Source organism: bacterium, assembly GCA_035691305.1.
In the GTDB taxonomy this organism is placed as follows: Bacteria; Sysuimicrobiota; Sysuimicrobiia; order Sysuimicrobiales; family Segetimicrobiaceae; genus DASSJF01.
In genome coordinates, this window is sequence record DASSJF010000053.1 from 1 (window position 1) to 22329 (window position 22329).

Sequence of the window (22329 nt, forward strand, 5' to 3'; positions counted from 1 at the left end):
GCCGCCGGCGGGCGGCGCGGCCGCGGGGGCGTCCGCCGCCGGGGGACCGGTCGAACCGGCGGTCGCGCAGCCGAACACCTCGCCCCCGCCAACACCTCGATCAACCCCCCCGGCGCCGACCGCACCGCCGCGCGCCCCTGACGCGGGCCCGGTCATCTCGGGTCGGCTCCACGTGCAGGTCGCGGAGTTTCCGGAAAGGCAGAACGCCGACGCTCTCGCGCTGAGCCTGAGGGCGCGCGGCTTCGCGGTCACGGTGACCGACGGCCCGCCCTACCGGGTCTGGGTCGGCGGGTACCTCGACCGCGCGACCGCGGAGCGTCTCGCCGCCTATCTCAGGCAGAGCGGGCTCGTGCCGACGCTCGTCCCGCAGTAGTCCCATGACCGAAGACCACGTTCTTCTCACCGTCGAGGACGGCATCGCCCTCGTCACGCTCAACCGGCCGCACGTCCTCAACGCGCTGAGCCAGGCGCTGATGGAACAACTCGCCGCGGCGCTGGAGCAATGCGACCGCGACGCGGCGGTTCGCTGCATCGTGCTGTGGGGCGGCCCGCGCGTGTTCGCGGCAGGCGCCGACGTGCGGGAAATGCTCGACGCGACGACCGCCGACGTGATCAAGGCGTACCGGTTCGAGCAGTGGATGCGCATCCGCCGCGTCGCGAAGCCGATCGTCGCGGCGGTGACGGGGTACGCCCTCGGGGGCGGCTGCGAGCTCGCGATGCTATGCGATATCATCGTCGCCTCGGAGACCGCCCAGTTCGGGCAGCCGGAAATCCGGCTCGGCCTCATGCCGGGCGCCGGAGGCACGCAGCGGTTGACCCGCGCGATCGGCAAGTCCCGCGCCATGGAGATGGTGCTCACCGGACGCGCGCTCACCGCCGCGGAGGCGCTCGCCGCGGGCCTCGTCTCGCGGGTCGTTCCGGCGGAGGTGTGCCTGGACGAGGCGAAGCGCCTCGCCGCCGAGATCGCCCGGCAGGCGCCGGTTGCGGTCCGGCTCGCCAAGGAAGCGGTGCTGCAGGCATACGAAACTTCGCTCGAGGCGGGGTTGGTGTTCGAGCGGCGCTGCTTCCAGACGCTGTTCAGCACCGAGGACAAGCGCGAGGGGATCCAGGCCTTCCTCGACAAGCGCCGGCCGGAGTTTCACGGCCGGTGAGCGCGGCGGCCGCGGCGCGTCGGGATTCGCTGCGGCGGGTGGCGCAGGAGATCGTCGCCTGCACGCGCTGTCCGCGCCTGCGACGCCACTGCGCCGAGATCGCCCGCACGCGCAAACGCGAGTTTGCCGGCTGGACCTATTGGGGCCGGCCGGTGCCCGGATTCGGCGACCCGGATGCCCGCCTGCTGATCGTCGGTCTCGCTCCGGCGGCGCACGGCGCGAACCGCACCGGACGAATGTTCACCGGCGACCGCTCCGGCGAGTGGCTCTACCGGGCGATGCACCGCGCCGGCTTCGCGAACCAGCCGGCCGCGGTCCATCGCGACGACGGCCTCCGGCTCATCGACGCCTACGTGACCTCGCCGCTCCACTGCGCGCCCCCGGACAACAAGCCGACGCCGCGGGAGATCACCCGCTGCCTGCCGTTCCTGGAGCGTGAGCTCACGCTGTTGCGGCGCGTGAGCGTTGTCGTCGCGCTGGGGCGCATCGGATTCGACGTGTGCCGGCGGCTGCTCGCGGCGCGCGGCGTCCCCACGCGATCGCTGCGGTTCGGCCACGGCGTGGTCCACGATCTGCGGCCGCACGGTCCCGTGCTGATCGCGTCATACCATCCGAGCCGTCAGAACACGAACACCGGCAAGCTGACCGAGCCCATGCTGGACGCGGTGTTTCAGGGCGCCCGCGCCGTGCTCGGCTCGTAGGACGGCCGAGGGAGGGATCCCGTAGTGTATGAGACGGTGCTCATCGAGGACCGCGGGGGCGTGCGCGTCGTCACGCTCAACCGGCCGGACGTCCTCAACGCGTTCGATGCCAGGCTAGGCGAAGAGCTCCTCGACGCCTTGACCAAAGCGGAGGGAGCGGCCGCGGTGCGCTGCGTGGTGCTGACGGGCGCCGGCCGGGCGTTCTGCTCCGGCGCCGACCTGCGCGGCCACACGCCCGGGGAGACCTCGCTCGGGGCGCTGCTGCGGAGCCGCTACAACCGGATCGTCCTGCGGCTGCGCACCATGGAGAAGCCGGTGATCGCCGCGGTGAACGGCGTGGCCGCCGGCGCGGGCTGCAACCTCGCGCTGGCAGCCGATCTGCGCGTGGCGTCGGACCGCGCCAGCTTCATCGAGGTGTTCACGCGCGTCGGCCTGATCCCCGACTCCGGCGGCACCTGGCTGCTGCCGCGGTTCGTCGGCGTCGGGCGCGCGCTCGAGATGATGTTCTTCGCCGAACCCGTGGACGCCGCGGCGGCGGAGCGCCTGGGGCTCGTCAACCGCGTCGTGTCCCAGGACGACCTGATGCCGCGCACGCTCGAGTGGGCCGCGCGCCTCGCCGACGGACCGACGCGGGCCTACGGGCTCATCAAGCGCGCCGTGGACCGCGCGCTCGCGCTCGACCTCCGCGGCGCGCTGGACTATGAGGCGCATCTGCAGGAGATCGCCGGCCGGTCCGACGACCACCGCGAAGGCGTGGCGGCGTTTCTGGCAAAGCGCCCGCCGTCGTACGCGGGACGGTAGCACGAACGCCGCCGCGCCGTCGCGCGGCGGGTTGAAGGCGGAGGGACACGGTCATGCGTGACGTGGTGATTCTCGACGGGGTGCGCAGCCCGATCGGACGGTACGGCGGGGCACTGCGCGACATCCGCCCGGACGACCTCGCGGCGCGGATGATCGAAGCGGTCGTCCGGCGCAACGATCTCGATCCCGCGGAGATCGAGGACGTCGTGATCGGCTGTACCAACCAGGCGGGCGAGGACAACCGGAACGTCGCCCGGATGGCCGTGCTGCTGGCCGGGCTGCCGGACACGGTCCCGGGCCAGACCGTGAATCGGCTCTGCGGGTCCGGGATGCAGGCGGTGCACGCGGCGACGCGCGCGATCGCCTGCGGCGACGGCGACGTGTATCTCGCCGGCGGGGTCGAGAGCATGACGCGCGCCCCGTTCGTCATGGGCAAACCGGCCCACGCGTTTCCACGCGGCACGCAGGTGTTGCAGGACACGACGATCGGCTGGCGGTTTCCGAACCCAAAGTTGGAAGCGCGGTTCCCGCTCTACAGTATGGGCGAGACTGCGGAAAACGTCGCGGAGCGGTACGGCATCTCGCGGGAAGAGCAGGACGAGTTCGCCGTCGAGAGCCAGCACCGGGCCGCGGCGGCGCAGCGGGACGGCCGGTTCGCCGACGAGATCGTCCCGGTCGTGGTCGCGCGCCCCCGGGGCGACCCGCTCACCGTTGATGCCGACGAGCATCCGCGTCCGGACACGACCTTCGAGGGCCTGTCCGCGCTGCGCCCGGCGTTCCGGCCCGGCGGCACGGTGACCGCCGGCAACTCCTCCGGCATCAACGATGGGACGGCCTGTCTTCTCGTCGCGTCCGCGGAGTGGGCCGAGCGCCGCGGCCGGCGGCCGCTCGCCCGGATCGCGGCGATGGCCGCCGCCGGCGTCGATCCGTCGTACATGGGCATCGGCCCCGTGCCGGCCACGCAGAAGGCGCTCGGTCGCGCCGGGCGGACGCTCGACGAGATCGACCTGGTCGAGCTGAACGAAGCCTTCGCCGCGCAGGCGCTGGCCTGCGTGCGGGACCTCGGCCTCGACCGGGCGCGCCTCAACGTGAACGGCGGGGCGATCGCGCTCGGCCATCCGATCGGCGCGAGCGGGGCGCGGATCCTGGTCACGTTGATCCGCGAGATGGGCCGCCGGAAGTCGCGGTGGGGACTCGCCACGATGTGCATCGGCGTCGGCCAGGGCATCGCGACGATCGTGGAGGGACTCGCGTAGCGGTGCCGTCCGGCGACTCGGCCTCGCCGCTCGGTCCCAGGCCGTCGGGAGGCACCGGGGTCCACGCTCGGTCGATGTTGTTCACGCTCTTCGGCGACTACGTGCGCCACTACGGCGGGACGATCTGGATCGGCAGCCTGATCGCGTTGATGGCCGAACTCGGGTTTACCGCATCCGCGGTGCGGGCCGCGGTGTCGCGCACGACCCGGCAGGGCTGGCTGGCCTCGGTCCGGGCCGGTCGCGCCAGCTACTACGCGCTGACGCCGCGGGGTGAGGCACGCGTCGAGGAGGCCGCGCGGCGGATCTTCAAGCTCCATCCCGAGCGCTGGGACGGCCTCTGGCGGGTCATCGTGCTGCCGTCGGCCGGAAGCCGCGACGACCGCGCCGAGCTGCGCCGCGAGCTCGGCTGGATGGGGTTCGCGCAGATGGCGCGCGGCGTCTACGTGACCCCCAACGACCTCTTCGACCGGCTGCCGGCGCTCGCCGAGCGCTACGGGCTGCCGTCGGCCGGCGAGATGTTCACGGCCAGGCTCGCCGGCGGCGGCTGTGCATCTCGCCGCCGAGTTCCCACCGGGAGCGACGTGTCGAGCCGCCCGATCCCGGGAGGAGACGGCGCGGCCGCGTTCGCAGCCCGGCATTGGGACCTGCCGGCGATCGACCGCGCGTACGCGGCGTTCGTCGAAGAGTGGCGTCCGCGCCTCGCCGGCTGGCGTGCCGGCGCCGCGCGGACGGCGGGCGCGCCCGACCTCCCAGGCGCGGAGGCGTTCGTGCAGAAGACGCGCCTCGTGCACGAGTTTCGGAAGTTTCTGTTCATCGATCCCGGGCTGCCGGGCGAGGTGCTGCCGGAGCGGTGGAACGGCGTCGAAGCGCGGGGCATCTTCTCGGCCGCGTACCACCTCCTGTCGGAGCCGGCGCTGGCGTTCTTCGAGTCGCACTACCGTCCGGCGCCCGGGGGGGAGGGCGGCATCTCCGAGGGCCGGCGCAACGCGCGCCGCGACCCGTTTCGCGCGGCGACGATCAGGTCGGCGGATCTGTGGTAGCGCGGTCACGCGGGGGCTCCGAGTTTGACACCCCGCGCGCGCCGCCGATATAATGAACCGCGTCCGCAAGGCTTTTTTTGTTTGCGGGGGGCTGTGATCTCGTCGCCGCCGTGCGGAGGTCGTCCGGCACGGCCGCCGCGTCCGAGGAGTCTTACAGGGTGAAGCTCAGCAATCCGGTCAGGCTGCTCGGCGTCGTGTTGATCGCCCTGGCCGCTTTCCTGGCCGCGTTTCAACCCATTCGCCTGGTCGGCGCGACGCCGATGCTGCAGACGCCGCGGCCGCATCTCAACCTGGGCCTCGACCTGCAGGGCGGCAGCCACATCGTGCTGCAGGCCGAGCCGACCGCGCAGGTCCAGGTCACGAACGACGCGATGGACGGCGTTCTGCGGATCATCCGCAACCGCGTCGACCAGCTCGGCCTCGCCGAACCGGCGATCACCCGGCAGGGCCCGAACCGCATTCTCGTGGAGCTTCCCGGCATCCAGAACCCGCAAAGGGCGATCGACATCATCGGCAAGACGGCGCTGCTCGAGTTCGTCGACACCGGCACGACGTCGCTGCCGCAGGGAACCACGTACCAGGGCAACGGCGCGTGGTTGCTGCCGGACAAGACGACGACGCAGCATCTGACGAAAACAGTCATCCTGACCGGCGCCGAGTTCACCGACGCGCAGGTGCAGTTCGACCAGTTCGGGCGGCCGCAGGTCGGGTTTACCTTCAAGGGCTCGGCCGCCAAGAAGTTCGAGGACTACACGACGAGGAACGTCGGCAAGTACCTCACGATCGTCCTCGACAACTCCGTCATCAGCTCCCCGGTCATCAATTCGCCGATCCCGGGCGGCAAGGGCGTGATCGAGGGCGGCTTCACCTTGGAATCCGCGCGGGAACTGGCCGTCCTGCTGCGCGGCGGCGCGCTGCCGCTGCCGGTGCACGTCGTCGAGAACCGCACCGTCGGACCGCTGCTCGGCCGAGACTCGATCGACCGCAGCCTGCACGCCGGGTACGTCGCGGTCGTGATGGTCGCGTTGTTCATGGCGCTCTACTACCGCCTCTCCGGTCTGCTGGCCGATCTGGCGCTCGGCGTCTACACGCTGATCCTGTTCGCCCTACTCACGGCGCTCGGCGCGACGATCACGCTGCCGGGCATCGCCGGTTTCATCCTGTCTCTCGGCGTCGCCGTCGACGCGAACGTGATCATCTTCGAAAAGGTCAAGGAAGAGCTGCGCGGGCACAAGACGCTGCGCGCGTCGGTGGCGACCGGGTGGAGCCGCGCGGTCGTCACGATCTTCGACTCCAACACCACGACGCTGATCGGCGCGGCCGTGCTGCTGTGGCTGGGCACCGGACCGGTGCGCGGCTTCGCCGTGACGCTGATCCTCGGTATCCTGACCAGCATCTTCACCGCGATCGTCGTGACGCGGGTGTTCGTCGACCTGGTGCTTGAGACCGGGCTCGCCCGCCACGTGCAGGCGCTGGCGTGGACCGGCCGGCCGCGGGAGACCGCCGCGGCGGCGGGCGGCGCCGGCGGAGCGGGGGGGTAGGCCGGTGCGCGCCTTCGACATCATCGGCCGGCGGCGGTGGTGGTACGCGCTCTCGCTCGCGGTCATCATCCCGGGACTGATCGCGCTCTACGTGCACCACGTCCGCGACGGGCATGCCCTCAACTGGGGCGTCGACTTCACCGGCGGCAACTCGCTGGAATTGCGGATCGACCAGCCGTTCGCGGTCGGCGACGTGCGCGCGGTCATGGACCGCTTCGGCCTCGGGGACGCGGTCATCCAGAAGTCCGGCGACAACGAGGTGTTCATCCGCACCCGGCCGCTGTTGCAGACGCAGATGAACAACATCATCGATGCGGCCAAGTCGCGGTGGCCGTCGACGCAGATGCTGCGCGAGGACACCGTGGGTCCCGAGATCGGGGCCGAGCTCCGGAACGTCGCGATCCTCGGCGTCATCATCGGGCTCGTCCTTCAGGTCATTTTCATCTCGATCCGGTTCCGGTCGGTCCGGTTCGCGATCGCCGCGGACATCGCGCTGCTCCACGACCTGTTGGTCGTAATCGGGGCGTTCGCGCTCACCCAGCGCGAGGTGAACTCCTCGTTCCTCGCTGTGTTGCTGACGGTCGCCGGCTACTCGATCAACGACACGATCGTCATCTTCGACCGGATCCGCGAGAACCTCGGCATGCGGACCCGCGAACCGTTCGCGCACCTCGTCAACCGCAGCGTCCTGGAAGCGCTGGTGCGGTCGATCAACACCGCGATGACCGCGGTGCTCGCCATCGGCGCGGTCTACGTCTTCGGCGGCGAGACGATCCGGGACGTAGCGTTCGGCCTCGTGGTTTCGATCGTCACCGGCGGTTACTCGTCGATCTTCAACGCGAGCTGCATTTTGGTCGACTGGCACAACTGGAGCGAGCGACGCGCGCGGGCGCAGTCCGGCCGCGGCCGTCAGGTCGAGACCCCGGGTCCGATTCGGGCGGCCGCGGACGGCGCGGGCGCTCCGGAGGAAGCACCGGCCGTCGCGTCCGCTCCCGTGCGGGTGGCGGCGGCGCGGCGCCGGCGCCGCCGCCGCCGGTAGCGCATGCGCGGCGGACTCGTCCTCCTCATCGTCGTCTTCCTCGCGGCGACTATCTTCGCCGTGAGCAACACCGAGAACGTTCAGGTGATGTTCTGGCAGTGGCCCATCTACACGGGGTCGCTGGCGCTCGCGATCGTCGGCGCGGGCGTCCTCGGCGCGCTGCTCACGTTCGTGCCCTCGCTGGCGAGACACGCCCATCTGCGCGGACGGCTCCGCGACCTCGAGCGCCGCCTCGCCGCCCACGAGGCCGCCGCTGCGCCGGCGGCGCCGAACGTTCAGCCGCCCGGGACCCCGGCGGCGCCTCAGCCGCAAGGCGACATCGGGCAGACGCGCCGGATCTGGTAGGGGAGCGCCGACGCGACCGCCCGGCGGCGGCAGCCTGATCGGGCGCGTGGGCGCCCTCGACGAACCGAAGTTAACGGCTTGGAACCGTGCGTTTCCCCTCGCACTCGCGCTGTCCTGAGCGCCGACGATTTTCCCGAACGCGCTATAATAGTTTGAATAATGGCCGTTCTTGACCGCCCGGCTTGGAGCGTCGCGCCCGCGGACGCGGACGCGGCCGAGTTCGCGGGCGCCCTCGGCGTTCACCCGCTGGTCGCCGGGCTCCTGCGGCGCCGCGGGCTCACCACGCTCGGGGCGGCGAAAGCCTTCCTCGCGCCGGCGCTTGCGGACCTCGGGGACCCCTCGAGGATTCCCGGGATGGACGGCGCCGTCACCCTCGTCGCGGGCGCGATACGCGCGGGACGCTCGATCGCGATCCACGGCGACTACGATGTCGACGGCATCACGGCGACGGCGATTCTCGTCCGGACCCTCCGCGGGCTCGGCGTGTTTTCCCGCACCCGGCTTCCGCATCGGCTCCGCGACGGCTACGGCCTCGGGATCCCCGCGATCGAGACGTTCGCCGCGGACGGGGCGGGACTGCTCATCGCCGCGGACTGCGGGATCACCGCGGTCGACGCCGTGGCGCGGGCGCGCGCCCTCGGACTGGAGGTCGTCGTTCTCGACCACCACGAACCCGCGGAAGCGCGGCCGGAGGCCGCGGTCGTGGAGCCCGGGGACCGCGGGGAGGACGACGCCGCGCCGTGCGCGGCCGGATTGGCGTTCTTCTTTGCGTGGGCGCTGCGCCGCGCACTCGGCTGCGCGCCGGCGCTCCCGGCCGACCTCGCCGCCCTGGCGGCGCTCGGGACTGTCGCCGACGTCGTGCCGCTGACGGGGGACAACCGCCGACTCGTTGCGGCGGGCCTGCGGCAGATGCGAACCGCGCCGCCGCTCGGCCTGCGTGCCCTTCTGGAAGAAGCCGCGATCTCCGGTCCGGTCGACACGTGGCACATCGGATGGCAGATCGCGCCGCGCCTGAACGCGCCGGGGCGCCTCGGTGACCCTCGGCCGGCGCTCGACCTGCTGCTGACGGACGACCCGGACGAGGCCCGCGTGCTGGCCCGGACGCTCGACGAGGCGAACCGCGAGCGGCAGATGATTCTCGACCGGGTGTTGACCGACGCCGTGGGACAGGTGGAGGGAGCCGCGCGGTCGGCGGCCGGCGTGCCCGCGGCGATCGTCGTGGCCGGTGAAGGCTGGCATCCTGGTGTCGTCGGGCTCGTGGCGGGCCGCCTCGTTGAGGCGTACCGGCGGCCCGCGGTCGCGATCGCGCTGGCCGGCGCGGGCGGACGGGGGTCGGCCCGCAGCGTCCGCGGCTTCGATCTCATGCGTGCCCTCGCGGAGTGTGGGAGCCGGCTCGCGGCCTTCGGGGGTCACGCGATGGCCGCGGGGCTGTCGATCGACGCGGCGGCGATCCCCGCCTTTCGGGAGTGCTTCGCGCGCCACGCGGCGGAGACGCTGGCCGGCCGCGCTGAAGAGCCGATGGCCATCGACGCGGAGGTCGCGCTGGCCGACGTGACGCCCGCGCTCGTCGGGGAGATCGGCCGCCTGGCGCCGTTCGGGCTCGGGAATCCGAGTCCGGTGCTCGCGGTGCGCGGCGTCCGGCCGGTGGCGCGCCGGCTGATCGGCGACGGCGCGCACCTCGGCATCGGCGTCACGGACGGAACGACGTTCGTCGACGCGATCGGTTTCTCGATGGGCGGATGGATCGACGTCCTGACCCTGACCGGCGCCGCGGTGGACCTCGCCTTTACGCCGGAGATCGACTCGGGCGCGGGGCTGAGCGCGGGCGGCACGGGACGCGTCCGCCTACGGCTGCGCGCGCTCGACGTTCCGGGCGTCGACATGGACACGGTGCTCCATGATACCGGGCTCGTGGTCGATCGGCTGTTCCGCCGCGCGGAGGATTTTCTCGGAGAAGCGCGCTACGACGGTGTCGAAGACGCGGCGGCCCTCCACACGAAAGCCGTCGGCGTGACCTTCGGCGAACGCCAGGCCGTGATCGCGACGCTCCGCGCGGGAGACCGGCTCCGGCTGCGCCGGGAGCCCGCGAACCCGCACGATCCGCACGCCGTGGAGATCCTGGCCGTCGACGGCCGGCCGGTCGGCTACCTCAACGCGCGGCTCGCGGGCCGCCTCGCGCCGCTGATGGACGCGGGCATCCGCTACGTCGCGTCTGTGTCCGGCGTGACGGGCGGGAGGAGCGCGGTGACGGATGCGGGCGTTCACCCGCGGGGCGTCAACGTCTTCGTGGAGCGCGCGCCGGAAGAACCTCGGGGTGGAACCCCCGACGCGCGCCGGTCGCCGGCGGCTTCGGGCTGGCGGGCCGGAGGCGCGCGCGACGCGCTGTCGCGCCTGCCGATCTACTTGAACGGCGGGCGGCCGTTCCGGACCGGGCTCGGCGAAGCGCTCGATCTGCTGGCCGGCGGCGGGCGGGTGGCGTTGATGGTCCGACCCGGCCGTGGACGGGCCACCGCGGCCGCCGCGGCCGCGGCAGCGACGGTGGCCGGAGGACGCGGGGCGCTGGTCGTCGTGCCGTCGCGAAGCCACGCCGTCCACCGCGCCGGACAGCTGATCTCCCGCCTCCGACCGCTCGGCATCTGCGTCGAAGCAGCGCACGGTCTTTTGTCACTCGCGGCGCGGGACCGGCTCGACGAGCTGCTGCGCCGCGGCGCGGTGGACGTGCTGGTGGCGAGCGCGGAGGTGCTGCGCGAGGCCGGCCGCGTGTCGCCGTTCCTGTCCGGTGCGGGCGCGGTCGTGGTCGACGGCGGTGCAGAGCCGGACTGGCGCCCGGTCCTGTCGGAGCTCGACGGCGCGGCGGTCTTTGGCGTCGGGAGCGGCGCACTCTGCCGGGGCGTCGCGCGCGTCTGCACGGCGACGGCGATCGTGCACGAACAGGTGGGCCGTGCGCCCCTCACGGTGGTCGACCGCCGGGCGGACGCGGGGCCGCAGACCCTGTGGCCGCTTCTCGAACAGGCCATGTCGCGCGGCGAGAAGACCCTCGCGATCGCGGCGCCCCGCGACGGGGCGGTGGCGCTTGCGGCGATGGCCCGCGACCGGCGGGCCTCCGAGGCGGGAGCGGGAGGCGTGGGCTACCTGCACGGCGGCCTGCCGTTCCGGCTGCGCGAGATCGTCACGCAGGCGTTCCGCGAGGGGCGGCTCGACGTGCTCGTGTCCACCGTCGCGCTCGACGAAGAAGCGCTGCCGCCCGACGTGCAGCACCTCATCGTCGGGGCGCTCGCCCCGGACCTCGATTGGGCGCTCGCGGCGTGCGGGGCGGTCCTGACCGGCCACCGGCCTGTGACGATCACCCTCGCAGCCGGGACCTGCGATCGCGACCGCTACCGCCGGACGCTGGAAGGGCAGGCGCCGGGACGCGAGACGCTGGCCGCGGTGTACCGCGCGCTGCGCGACTGGCGCGGCGACCGTCCGTTCGTCTGGCCGGACGCGGCCGCGCCCGCGCAGCTGCGGGCGGCTGTGGCGGGCCTCGAGTCGAGGACGGTGGAGGCGGCGTGTGACGTGTTCGTCGAGGCCGGCCTCGCGACGCGCGAGACGGTGCCGGAAGGATCGTTGATCCAGCTGTGCGCGGGTGCCGGCCGCCGGGACCTCGCGACGTCGCTGCGCCACCGCGAAGGCCGGCGGAGCCGAGAGGCGTTCGAGACCGGAGCCGCGCGGATGCTCGGTATGTCGGTGTCCGAGTTCGAGCGCAGCCTGTGAGCACCCCCGCCCGCCCCGAGACCCGCGAAGGACCGCTCCCGGCGGACGTCGCGGATCTGCTCCGCCGCGTCCGCGAGACGGTCCCGCGCGCGGACCAGGACCTCATCCTGCGGGCCTACTACTATGCGCGGGACGCTCACGCCGGACAGACGCGCGCCTCCGGCGAGCCCTACGTCAGCCACAGCGTGGCGGTCGCATCGATCCTTGCCGGGCTGCGCCTGGACGCCGCCACGATCGCCGCGGCGCTGCTGCACGACGTGCCCGAGGACACGTCGCGCTCGATCGACGACGTGCGCCAAACGTTCGGGCCGGAGATCGCCAACCTCGTAGGCGGCGTCACGAAGCTCGGCCTCATTGAATGGAAGAGCCGCGAAGAGCGGCAGGCCGAGAACCTCCGCAAGATGTTCCTCGCGATGGCCAGCGACATCCGCATCATCCTGATCAAGCTGGCCGACCGCGTGCACAACATGCGCACGCTCGAGCACCTGCCGGAGTGGAAGCAGAAGCGGACGGCGCGCGAGACGCTCGAGATCTACGCGCCGCTCAGCGAGCGCCTCGGCATCGGCACGATCCAGCGCGAGCTGGAGGATCTCTCGTTCCGGGTGCTCGAGCCGGAGGCCTATGCCTCCATCAGCAGCGACATCGACCGGACCAGCCAGGCGCAGGAAGCGCTGCTCGTCCGCGTCCTCGACACCCTCTACCAGGAGCTGACCCGCGCCGGCATCCGCGTCGATCGCTCGAACCTGAGCGCGCGCCCGAAGCACGTCTACAGCATCTACCAGAAGATGCAGCGCCCGAAGTACCAGGGTCAGGGGATCGGCCGCATCTACGACCGCGTCGCCGTCCGGGTCGTGGTCAACGACGTGCGGGAGTGCTACGAGACCCTCGGCATCGTGCACTCCCTGTGGAAGCCGATTCCCGGCGAAGTCGACGACTACATCGCCAACCCGAAGACCAGCGGTTATCAGTCGCTCCACACCGCCGTGATCTGCGAGGGGCAGCCGCTCGAGATCCAGATCCGCACGCCCCAGATGCATCGTGATGCCGAGCACGGCATCGCCGCGCACTGGCGCTATAAGGAGGGCGGGGGCCGTGCCGAGGGCGCGTTCGCGCAAAAGCTCTCCTGGCTCCGGCAGCTGCTCGAGTGGCACCAGGAGATGCAGGACGCGCGCGAGTTCATGCACTCGGTCAAGATCGACCTGTTCCAGAACGAGGTTTTCGTCTTTACACCGATGGGCGACGTGATCGACTTGCCGGCCGGCGCCACGGCGGTGGACTTCGCGTTCCGGATCCACACCGACGTGGGATACCGCACGACCGGCGCCAAGGTGAACGGCCGCCTTGTGCCGTTGAGCCAGCGTCTGCAGTCCGGCGACATCGTGGAGGTCGTGACGAGCAAGACGGCCGCGGGACCGAGCCGCGATTGGCTGGCGTTCGTCCAGACGACCAACGCCCGCACCAAGATCCGGCAGTGGTTCAAGCGCGAACGGCGCGACGAGAACATCGTCCGGGGACGGGAACTCCTGGAAAAGGAACTGCGCCGCGGCGGCGGCGGCCTGGCGCTCGCGAAGCCCGAGCCGTTGCGCGAGGTCGCCGGTCGCTTCGGGCTGCCGGACGATCAAGAGCTGCTCGCCGCGGTGGGGAACGGCGATGTGTCGCTGCTTCAAGTCGTGCAGGCGCTGCGCGGCGCGCCGGTCGAGCAAGAACCGGAGGCGCCCGCCGCGCCGTCCACCCCGCCGCCCGCCGGCGCGGCCACCGGCGTCCGGGTCATGGGCGTCGACAATGTGCTGATGCGGTTCGCGCGCTGCTGCAGCCCGCTGCCCGGCGATCGGGTCGTCGGCTACACGACGCAGGGGCGCGGGGTCACCATCCACCGCGCCGACTGTCCGAACCTGCCGTTCCTGCGGGTCCATCCGGAGCGCATCCTGGACGTAGAGTGGGAGGCGAGCTCGGACGGGACCTATCATGTCGCGATCGAAGTGGAGGCCGCGGACCGGGTGGGCCTGCTCAAAGACATCCTGACCGCGATCGCCGAGCACAAGACCAACGTCGTCTCGATCAACTCCCGCGTGCGTAAGGACAAGGTCGCGGTGACCGGCATCGTGATGGACATCCGCAACGTGAGCCAGCTGACCGCGGTCATGCAGCGCATCGGCCAGGTCAGGGACGTCTTGAGCGTGGAGCGCGTCGTCCCGCACTAGCGCGCGGCGCCGAACCGTGGCATTCTATAGAGAAGTTCCGGTCAGCCGGGAGAGGGGGACGACATGATTCTCACCGCCGCACGCGTCGGGGTCTTCACCGAATCCGTGATCCGCGAGATGACACGGCTCGCGATGGAGCACGGCGCGATCAACCTGGCCCAGGGCTTCCCGGACTTCCCGGCGCCCGCCGAGCTGCTGGCCGCGGGCGCGAAGGCGCTCGCGGACGGGCACAACCAGTACGCCGTGACCTGGGGCGCGCCGCGCCTGCGCCAGGCGATCGCGGAGAAGGTGCGGTGGTTCAACGGGATCGAGGTGGAGCCGGACCGCCACATCACCGTGACCTGCGGCGCCACCGAGGCGATGATGGCGACGATGCTCGCCACGATCAACCCGGGCGACGAGGTCATCGTCTTCCAGCCGTTCTACGAGAACTACGGCCCCGACGCGAAGCTCTCCGGCGCGGTACCGAAGTTCGTGCCGATCCGGCTCGCCCCCGGTTTCCCGATCGACCTCGACGACGTCAAGGCGGTGATCACGCCCTACACCAAGGCGATCATCCTCAACACGCCGCACAACCCCACGGGCAAGGTCTTCACACGTGAGGAGCTGGAGGGCATCGCGGCGCTGTGCCAACGACACAACCTGCTGGCCTTCACCGACGAAGTGTACGAGCACATCATCTACGACGGCGCGCGGCACGTCAGCCTCGCGTCGCTGCCCGGCATGCGCGAGCGCACCGTGATCGTCAACAGCATCTCGAAGTCCTACAGCGTCACGGGATGGCGGATCGGATGGACGATCGCGCCGCCGCACATCTCGGACGGCATCCGGAAGGTCCACGACTTCCTCACCGTGGGCGCCGCCGCGCCCCTGCAGGAGGCGGCCGTGACCGCGCTCGGCTTCCCGCGCACATACTACGCCGAGCTCGCCGCGATGTACCAGCGGAAGCGCGACGCGCTGCTCGCGATCCTGCGTGAGGCGGGCTTCGAATGTTTCGTGCCGGCCGGCGCCTACTACGTCATGTGCGACATCACGCCCTTCGGATTCGAGAGCGACGAGGTGTTCACGAAGTATCTGATCGAGCAGATCGGCGTCGCTCCGGTGCCGGGCTACTCGTTCTTCCACAACCCCGCCGACGGACGCCGCTTCGTGCGCTTCGCGTTCCCGAAGCGGGACGAGACGTTCGCGGAGGTTCGCCGCCGCCTCGCGGCGCTGCGTCCGCGCGCGGCGGTGCCGGCTTCGATGACCTCGTTGCCGGCGAGCCCGGCGAACGCCGGTCCGCCGGCGGAGGGCGGGGGCGGAGCGGGCGCGTGACCGACGGCACCGCGCCGACCCATTCGGGTTCAGCCCCGGGCCCGGCGGTTGCCCCGCCGGGCCCGGCGGCCTCATGGGCCGCCTACCGGGCCGAGTTTCCGATCTTCGAGCGCGCGACGTACCTGAATACGTGCTCGCTCGGTGCCCTGGGCGGCCGAGTTCGCACCGCCGTCGGCCGCTTCCTCGATCTCTGGGACGAATCGGGGGCCTCGGCGTGGTACGGTCCGTGGTGGCAGGAGCTCGATGCGCTGCGCGGATCGTTCGCGCAGGTGATCGGCGCCGCGCCCGAGGAAGTGGCGCTCGCGCCGTCGATCACGGGCGCCATCACCGCGGTCGCGAGCTGCTTCGACTATTCGGCGCGCCCGCGCGTGATCGTCTCGGACATCGACTTTCCGACCATTCCGTATCAGTGGTTGCCGCGCCGCGGCGTGGAGGTGGCCTACGCCGCGAGTCCCGACGGGCTCTCGGTGCCGCTCGAGACGTTTGAGCGCCTGATCGACGAGCGGACGCAGCTCGTCGTCGCCTCCCACGTGTACTTTCAGAGCGGCGAGATCCAGGACGTCGCCGCGCTCGCGCGGCTCGCGCACGCGCGGGGCGCCTTGCTGTTGGTCGACGCCTACCAGTCGGTCGGCCAGCTCCCGGTGGACGTGCACGCGCTCGGCGTCGACTTTCTGGTGACCGGCGGGCTGAAGTGGCTGCTCGGCGGCCCGGGGATCGCCTACCTCTATGTGCGGCGCGACCTGTACCGCGGGCTCGCGCCCTCGGTTGTGGGCTGGTTTGCGCACGGACGGCAATTCGCGTTCGACACGCGGCGGTTCGAGTACGCGGACGACGCGCGTCGCTTTCAGGCCGGGACCCCCTCGGTCGCGGCGATCTACGCGGCCCGGGCGGGCCTCGACTACGTGCACGAGATCGGGCCGGCCGCACTGCGCGCGCGCCAGATCGCGCTGCTCGCCGACCTGGCCGGCGGACTGGGCGAGATCGGCGTTCCGGCGCGGATGCGGCGGACGGTACAGGATCTTGCCGGAATCCTCACCGTTCCGGTCGCGGATCCACCGGCCGCCGTCGCAGCGCTCCGCGCCGAACGCGTGATCGTCGATGCGCGGCCCGGCGTGATCCGGCTGTCTCCGTACTTCTATAATAACGCCGAGGACCTCGAGCGGACCCTCGCCGCGCTGCGCCGGCATCTCGCGTAGGTCGCCGGGATGCGGGCACTGGTCCAGCGCGTGCGGCGGGCCGCCGTGTACGCGGCGGATCCGGTCGGTGATCTCGAGCCGCTGGGGCGGATCGCCCGCGGATTTGCGGTGCTGCTCGGGGTCAGCCGCTCGGACGGCCCCGCGGAGGCGTGCGCGCTCGCCGGCCGTGTCGCGGCGCTTCGGATCTTCGACGACGAAGCCGGGCGCCTCAATCGGTCGATCACGGACGTCGGCGGCGAGGTCTTGAGCGTGCCGCAGTTCACGCTTTACGCCGATACGTCGGGCGGCCGGCGGCCGAGCTTCGGGGAGGCGGCGCCGCCCGAGCAGGCCGAGCCTCTGTACCGGCTGTTCAACGAGACGCTGGCGGCCGCGGGCGTACGTGTCGTGCCGGGCCGTTTTCGAACGCATATGCTCGTGGAAATCCACAACGACGGACCGGTGACGGTCATGCTGGAGACGGAGCGCCGGGCGAAGTGAACGAGAGGCCGACCGGGTGGGAGCTGATCGGGGCCGGCATCGCGATCGGCGGAACGAGCGTGTGGGCGCTCGCCGCGGCCGCGCGCATCGGAGTGCTGCGCGCGCTGCTGGACGTCTTCCCGCGCGCATCCTGGGACGCCGTCACCTGGGTGCTGATCCCGGCGCTGTTGCTCGTGCCGATCGTGATCCAGGGCACGGCCGTGGCGGCCCTCAGCCGACGCACCTCCGCGATGATGCCGGGCGCCGGTGCCGCGGCTGCGGGCTCGCTCGCCGCGCTCGCCGTATTCGGCGCGGCACTGCTGATCGGCCTGCGCCAGCTGCCGCGCGACGTCCAAGTGTGGCTCGGCCGCGCGGCGCCGGAGGCGCTCATCATCGGGTTCACGGGCGCGGTCCTGGCCGGATGGCTCCTCGTCGTCGCCCGTCTTGCGCGCGCGGCGTGGCTGCGCCGGGCCGCGACGCCCCTCGCGGCGGTCGTGGTCGCGGTCGCGTGGATCCGGGCGCATCACACCGTCGTCGCGCTCAGCTACGTGCTCGACCGGCCCGAGGCGAACGGCTTTTTCGCGGCGGTCGCGGTGGGGGGCGCCGTCGGCTCGGCCTGGGCGGCGCGGCGCGGAGGGGCCCATGGAGCTTAGGGTCCCCCGCGGCATGCAGGACGTCCTGCCCGAGGACACCGGCCGGTGGCAGCGGGTCGAGGCGCGGATGCGCGACCTCGCGGGCCGGTACGGGTACCGCGAGATCCGCACACCGATCGTGGAGCACACGGAGGTCTTCCAGCGCGGCGTCGGCGCCGGGACCGATATCGTCGACAAAGAGATGTACACGTTCGAAGATCGGGGCGGACGCAGCCTGACGCTGCGCGCCGAGGGCACCGCGCCCGTCGTGCGCGCCGTCCTCGAGCACAACCTCGCGGCCCAGGCGCCTCCCGTGCGGGTATACTACATCTGCCCGATCTTCCGCTACGATCGGCCCCAGGCCGGCCGCTATCGCCAGCACACGCAGTTCGGCGCGGAAGTGATCGGCGCCCCCGCGCCCGCCGCGGACGCGGAGGTCCTGAGCCTGGCCGTGCGTCTGACGGAGGCCGTCGGCCTGCGGGGCCTCGACGTGCGCCTCTCGAGCGTCGGCGACGCCAAGTGCCGGCCGCACTACGAAGACGTGCTGCGCGCCTACTACGCGCCGCGCCTCGACGAACTCTGCGACGACTGCCGGCGGCGCTACGACACCGCGCCGATGCGCCTCTTGGACTGCAAGCGCGAGCACGACCGCGAGATCGCGGCCGGCGCGCCGCGCATCCTCGATTACCTCTGCGACGAGTGCCGGGCGCACTTTGCCGGCGTGCGCGCGCATCTGGAGGCGATGGGCATCTCGTACACCGTCGATCCGATGATCGTGCGCGGCCTGAACTACTACACCCGCACGGCGTTCGAAGCGATGTCGGGGGCGCTCGGGGCGCAGAACGTCGTGTTCGGGGGCGGTCGGTACGACGGGCTCGCCGAGCAGATGGGCGGCCCGCCGACGCCCGGCGTGGGATTCGGCATGGGCATCGAACGGCTGCTGATCGTGTTGGACGCCGCGGGCACCCGGCCCTCCGCGGATCACGGCGTCGATCTCTTCATCGCGACGGCGGGGACGGGGAGCCCGCAGGCGCTCGCGATCGCGGACCGGCTGCGCGGCCGGGGCCTGAGCGTGACGGCGGACGTGATGGGGCGGGGCCTGCGGAGCCAGATGCGGCAGGCCGACCGCGCCGGCGCGGCCTGGGTGCTGCTGCTCGGCGAAGACGAGGTCAAGCGCGGCGCCGCGATTCTTCGCGAGATGGCGTCCGGCGAACAGGCGGAAGTCCCGCTCGACCGCGTCGCGGACGAAGTGCCGGCCCGTATCCGCGCCGCGGGACCCCCGCGCGGTGCGGCCCCCGGCGGGGCGGCGGAGGTGGCGCGATGATCGACGAGCGCGACCGCCCGCCGTCGACCGGCAGCGAGCTCGGCGATTGGCGCCGGACGCACACCAACGGCGCCCTCCGGGCCGGCGACATCGGCCAAACCGTCACGCTCATGGGCTGGGTGCAGAGCCGGCGGGACCTCGGCGGCCTCATCTTCATCGACCTGCGGGACCGCACCGGCGTGACGCAGGTCGTCTTTAACCCGCAGGAAGGGGCGGAGGCCGCGCCCGTCGTCGCGGCCGTGCGAAACGAGTACGTGCTGGCGGTGCGCGGCGTCGTCGCGGCGAGGCCGGCCGGAACCGAAAACCGGCGCATCGCGACGGGCGCCGTCGAGGTGCGCGCCCGCGAAGTGCGGGTGCTGAACCCGTCCGAGACACCGCCGTTTCCGATTGATGCCGACGTCGATGTCGACGAGGCGGTCCGGCTCAAGTACCGTTACCTCGACCTCCGGCGTTCGAGGATGCAGGCGAACCTCGCGCTGCGCCACCGGCTGGCGAAGGCCGTGCGCGACCATCTCAACGGGCAGGGGTTCCTCGAGATCGAGACGCCGATGCTGATCAAGAGCACTCCCGAGGGCGCCCGCGATTTCCTCGTGCCCAGCCGCGTGCACCCCGGCAAGTTCTACGTCCTGCCGCAGTCGCCGCAGCTGTTCAAGCAACTGCTGATGGTCGCCGGCGCGGAGCGGTACTTCCAGATCGTGCGTTGCTTCCGCGACGAGGATCTGCGTGCCGACCGCGCCCCGGAGTTTACGCAGATCGACATCGAGATGTCGTTCGTCGGCCCCGACGACGTTCAGGCGATGGCGGAGGAGATGGTGGTCTACGCCGTGCGCGAGGCGCTCGGCGTCGACGTGCGGCGGCCGTTTCCGCACATCACCTACGCGGACGCGATGCGGCGGTACGGCAGCGACAAGCCCGACCTGCGCTTCGGCCTCGAGATCACGGACTGCGGGGACCTCTTCGCCGCAAGCGGTTTCCGCGTCTTCAGTCAATCCGTCGCCTCCGGCGGCGTCGTCCGCGCGCTCTGCGCGCCCGGCGCCGGCGGATACAGCCGTCGCGAGACCGTCGAACTCGAGGACCTCGCGAAAGCGGCCGGCGCCGGAGGGCTCGTGCCGATACACCTCGACCCCGCGGGTCCGCGCGGGCCGTTGGCCAAGCACCTTCCGGCGGACACGCTGGCCGCGCTGCGCGGGCGCTGCGGCGCGGCGGACGGGGACCTGCTGCTGCTGGCCGCGGGGCCCGCCGAGACCGTCGCCCTAGCCATGGGACGCGTGCGCCTCGAGCTCGGCCGCCGCCTCAACCTGATCCGTGACGGCTTTGTGTTCGAATGGGTCGTCGACTTTCCGCTGCTTGAACGGTCCGCGGAGGGGGGACTCGCCGCCGTGCATCATCCGTTCACGGCGCCGCTGGACGAAGACCTGCCGTTGCTGGGAAGCGAGCCGCTGAGGGCGCGCGCGAAGGCCTACGATCTCGTGCTCAACGGCGTGGAGCTCGGGGGCGGCAGCATTCGGATCCACCGGCAAGACCTGCAGCAGCGCGTGTTTGCGCTTCTCGGGATTTCGCCGGAAGCCGCGCGCGAGCGGTTCGGGTTCCTGCTGGACGCGTTCCGGTACGGAGCTCCGCCGCACGGTGGCATCGCCTTCGGCTTCGACCGCTTCGTCATGGTGCTGGCCGGCGAAGACTCGATCCGCGAAGTGATCGCGTTCCCGAAAACGCAGAGCGCGACCGATCTCATGACCGGCGCGCCGTCGGAGGTCGACCCTCAGGCCCTCACCGAGGCGCACATCGAAGTCCGCCGCTAAAGCGGCTCTTGTTGAGGCCGGCCGAGGAGGGTGGTATCATCCGTAGTGGCTCCTGTGTTACACGCTAGGTATACGTGGTCCCGACCAACAGAAAGACATCGGGAGCCTGGCTCCGGACGGTGACGGCAGGGCTCCGCAGGGCCGGCTCGGGGGGCTAGTCGGATCCGCTCGGGAGGGCACCCACCTGTGTGCCACAGGTTCGGGGACCGCGGCCGGCGGTACCGCAGGAGCCGCTTCTCGTCCCGTCACACTCTCGTCCATTGATGGATACTCACGCTCCCCATCCGCAGAGCGGCGCCGGAACCGCCGCGCCTCCCCAGGGCCACGACGATCCCTGGGAGATGGCGCTGGAGCAGTTCAACGGCGCGGCCGACCGGCTCAACCTCTCGCCCGCGGTCCGGGGCGTGCTCGAGCGGCCGGAACGGGAGTTCACCGTGCGCTTCCCCGTCGCGATGGACGACGGGAGCACGCGCGTCTTCACCGGACACAGAGTGCTGCACAACACCGCGCTCGGCCCGACGAAGGGCGGCCTGCGCTACAGCCCCGAGGTCTGGATCAACGAGGTGCGGGCCCTCGGCATGTGGATGACCTGGAAGTGCGCCCTCGCGCATCTACCATACGGCGGCGCGAAGGGCGGCGTGGCGTGCGATCCGTCCGCGCTGTCCGCGCGCGAACTCGAACGGCTGACGCGCCGGTTCGCGACGGAGCTGCGGCCGATGATCGGCGAGCGCATCGACATCCCGGCGCCCGACGTCGGCACGAACGCCCAGGTGATGGCCTGGTTCATGGATACCTACAGCATGCACGCGGGGTATTCCGTGCCTGGCGTCGTCACCGGCAAGCCGCTCGCGATCGGCGGCTCGGCGGGCCGGCAGGACGCAACCGGGCGCGGGGTGATGATCGCGGCGCGCGAGGCGGCCCGCACGCGCGGTTTCCCCTTCGCCGGCGCGCGCGTCGTCGTGCAGGGCTTCGGCAACGTCGGCGGCACGGCCGCAACCCTGATGGCCGCGGAAGGCTGCCGGATCGTCGGGATCAGCGACGCGTTCGGCGGCGTCTACAACACGGCCGGCCTCGATCTCGGGGCGCTGCGGCGGCACGTCGCGGCTACGAAGCGCGTCGAAGGCTTCTCCGGCGGCGAGGCGGTCACGAACGCCGCGCTGCTCGAGCTGCCGTGCGACTTCCTGGTCCCGGCGGCGATCGAAGGGCAGATCACCGGCCGCAACGCGGCGCGGATTCAGGCGCGGATCGTCGTCGAGGGGGCAAACGGCCCGACCACGCCCGAGGCGGACGCGATCCTCGAGGATCGCGGCATTCTCGTCGTGCCCGACATCCTCGCGAACGCGGGCGGCGTCGTCGTGTCGTACTTCGAGTGGGTGCAGGACCTACAGGCCTATTTCTGGAGCGAGGCCGAGATCAACGCGCACCTGACGCGCATCATGGTGGACGGAGTCGCGCGCGTCTCGGCGGTCGCCGCCGCGGAGCGGGTTTCGCTGCGCACCGCGGCGCTGCTGGTCGCGGTGCGCCGGGTCGGCGCGGCGCTCGACGAGCGCGGTGTCTACCCGTAGGCGTTCCTTGACACGCTCGTCCGCCGGGCCCCATGATGTGGGCATGGAGCTGTTCGAGCAGAGCCGGCGGGAGGAGACGGCCCGCGAGGCGCCGCTCGCCGCGCGAATGCGGCCGCGCTCGCTCGACGACATCGTCGGGCAGGCGCACCTGCTGGGGCCCGGCCGCCTGCTGCGCCGCGCGATCGAAACGGACACCCTGACCTCGGCGATTCTCT

18 protein-coding genes and 1 other RNA gene are annotated in these 22329 nt (G+C 71.8%); all 19 read left to right on the forward strand.

What is annotated here, in order from left to right; translation table 11 throughout:
* Positions 1–373 (forward strand): SPOR domain-containing protein (locus VFL28_09465; protein ID HET7264889.1); only part of this gene is annotated, 373 nt, incomplete at its 5' end.
* A 4-nt stretch (positions 374–377) separates the two neighbouring features.
* Positions 378–1151, forward strand: a complete 774-nt coding sequence (locus VFL28_09470) for an enoyl-CoA hydratase-related protein (GenBank protein HET7264890.1) — start codon at positions 378–380, stop codon at positions 1149–1151.
* Positions 1148–1852 (forward strand): uracil-DNA glycosylase, encoded by a 705-nt coding sequence (locus VFL28_09475; protein HET7264891.1) that lies wholly within the window; start codon positions 1148–1150, stop codon positions 1850–1852. Before VFL28_09470 ends, VFL28_09475 begins: the two co-directional genes overlap by 4 nt.
* 24 nt (positions 1853–1876) lie before the next feature.
* Positions 1877–2653, forward strand: coding sequence for an enoyl-CoA hydratase-related protein (locus tag VFL28_09480; GenBank protein ID HET7264892.1), 777 nt, complete (start codon positions 1877–1879; stop codon positions 2651–2653).
* A gap of 53 nt (positions 2654–2706) precedes the next feature.
* On the forward strand, positions 2707–3909 hold the full coding sequence (locus VFL28_09485) for an acetyl-CoA C-acyltransferase (protein HET7264893.1): 1203 nt from the start codon (positions 2707–2709) through the stop codon (positions 3907–3909).
* Between the two features lie 2 nt (positions 3910–3911).
* Positions 3912–4949, forward strand: coding sequence for a PaaX family transcriptional regulator C-terminal domain-containing protein (locus VFL28_09490; GenBank protein ID HET7264894.1), 1038 nt, complete (start codon positions 3912–3914; stop codon positions 4947–4949).
* Positions 4950–5107: 158 nt separating this feature from the next.
* On the forward strand, positions 5108–6490 hold the full coding sequence (secD, locus tag VFL28_09495; protein HET7264895.1) for a protein translocase subunit SecD: 1383 nt from the start codon (positions 5108–5110) through the stop codon (positions 6488–6490).
* Between the two features lie 4 nt (positions 6491–6494).
* Positions 6495–7529 carry a protein translocase subunit SecF gene (gene secF, locus VFL28_09500; protein HET7264896.1) on the forward strand — a complete coding sequence of 345 codons (1035 nt, stop codon included), beginning with the start codon at positions 6495–6497 and terminating at the stop codon, positions 7527–7529.
* Positions 7530–7532: 3 nt separating this feature from the next.
* Positions 7533–7874, forward strand: a complete 342-nt coding sequence (locus VFL28_09505; GenBank protein HET7264897.1) for a LapA family protein — start codon at positions 7533–7535, stop codon at positions 7872–7874.
* A 159-nt stretch (positions 7875–8033) separates the two neighbouring features.
* Positions 8034–11627: a single-stranded-DNA-specific exonuclease RecJ gene (gene recJ, locus VFL28_09510; GenBank protein HET7264898.1), complete on the forward strand. Its 3594-nt coding sequence runs from the start codon at positions 8034–8036 to the stop codon at positions 11625–11627.
* The gene (locus VFL28_09515; protein HET7264899.1) at positions 11624–13828 is read left to right on the forward strand and encodes a bifunctional (p)ppGpp synthetase/guanosine-3',5'-bis(diphosphate) 3'-pyrophosphohydrolase; all 2205 of its coding nucleotides are present in this window, start codon (positions 11624–11626) and stop codon (positions 13826–13828) included. Before recJ ends, VFL28_09515 begins: the two co-directional genes overlap by 4 nt.
* Before the next feature lie 63 nt (positions 13829–13891).
* Entirely contained in the window at positions 13892–15142 is a 1251-nt protein-coding gene (locus VFL28_09520) for an aminotransferase class I/II-fold pyridoxal phosphate-dependent enzyme (protein HET7264900.1), read from the forward strand.
* Positions 15139–16338, forward strand: coding sequence for an aminotransferase class V-fold PLP-dependent enzyme (locus VFL28_09525; GenBank protein ID HET7264901.1), 1200 nt, complete (start codon positions 15139–15141; stop codon positions 16336–16338). The genes VFL28_09520 and VFL28_09525 overlap by 4 nt, the downstream gene beginning before the upstream one ends.
* A 9-nt stretch (positions 16339–16347) precedes the next feature.
* On the forward strand, positions 16348–16815 hold the full coding sequence (gene dtd / locus VFL28_09530) for a D-aminoacyl-tRNA deacylase (protein ID HET7264902.1): 468 nt from the start codon (positions 16348–16350) through the stop codon (positions 16813–16815).
* Positions 16812–17447, forward strand: coding sequence for a hypothetical protein (locus tag VFL28_09535; protein ID HET7264903.1), 636 nt, complete (start codon positions 16812–16814; stop codon positions 17445–17447). The genes dtd and VFL28_09535 overlap by 4 nt, the downstream gene beginning before the upstream one ends.
* The gene (hisS, locus tag VFL28_09540) at positions 17437–18750 is read left to right on the forward strand and encodes a histidine--tRNA ligase (GenBank protein ID HET7264904.1); all 1314 of its coding nucleotides are present in this window, start codon (positions 17437–17439) and stop codon (positions 18748–18750) included. Before VFL28_09535 ends, hisS begins: the two co-directional genes overlap by 11 nt.
* Entirely contained in the window at positions 18747–20549 is a 1803-nt protein-coding gene (aspS, locus tag VFL28_09545; GenBank protein HET7264905.1) for an aspartate--tRNA ligase, read from the forward strand. Before hisS ends, aspS begins: the two co-directional genes overlap by 4 nt.
* Before the next feature lie 46 nt (positions 20550–20595).
* A non-coding RNA gene (gene ssrS, locus VFL28_09550) (6S RNA) lies at positions 20596–20783 on the forward strand.
* A 107-nt stretch (positions 20784–20890) separates the two neighbouring features.
* Entirely contained in the window at positions 20891–22114 is a 1224-nt protein-coding gene (locus VFL28_09555) for a Glu/Leu/Phe/Val dehydrogenase (protein HET7264906.1), read from the forward strand.
* The last annotated feature ends 215 nt before the right edge of the window (positions 22115–22329 follow it).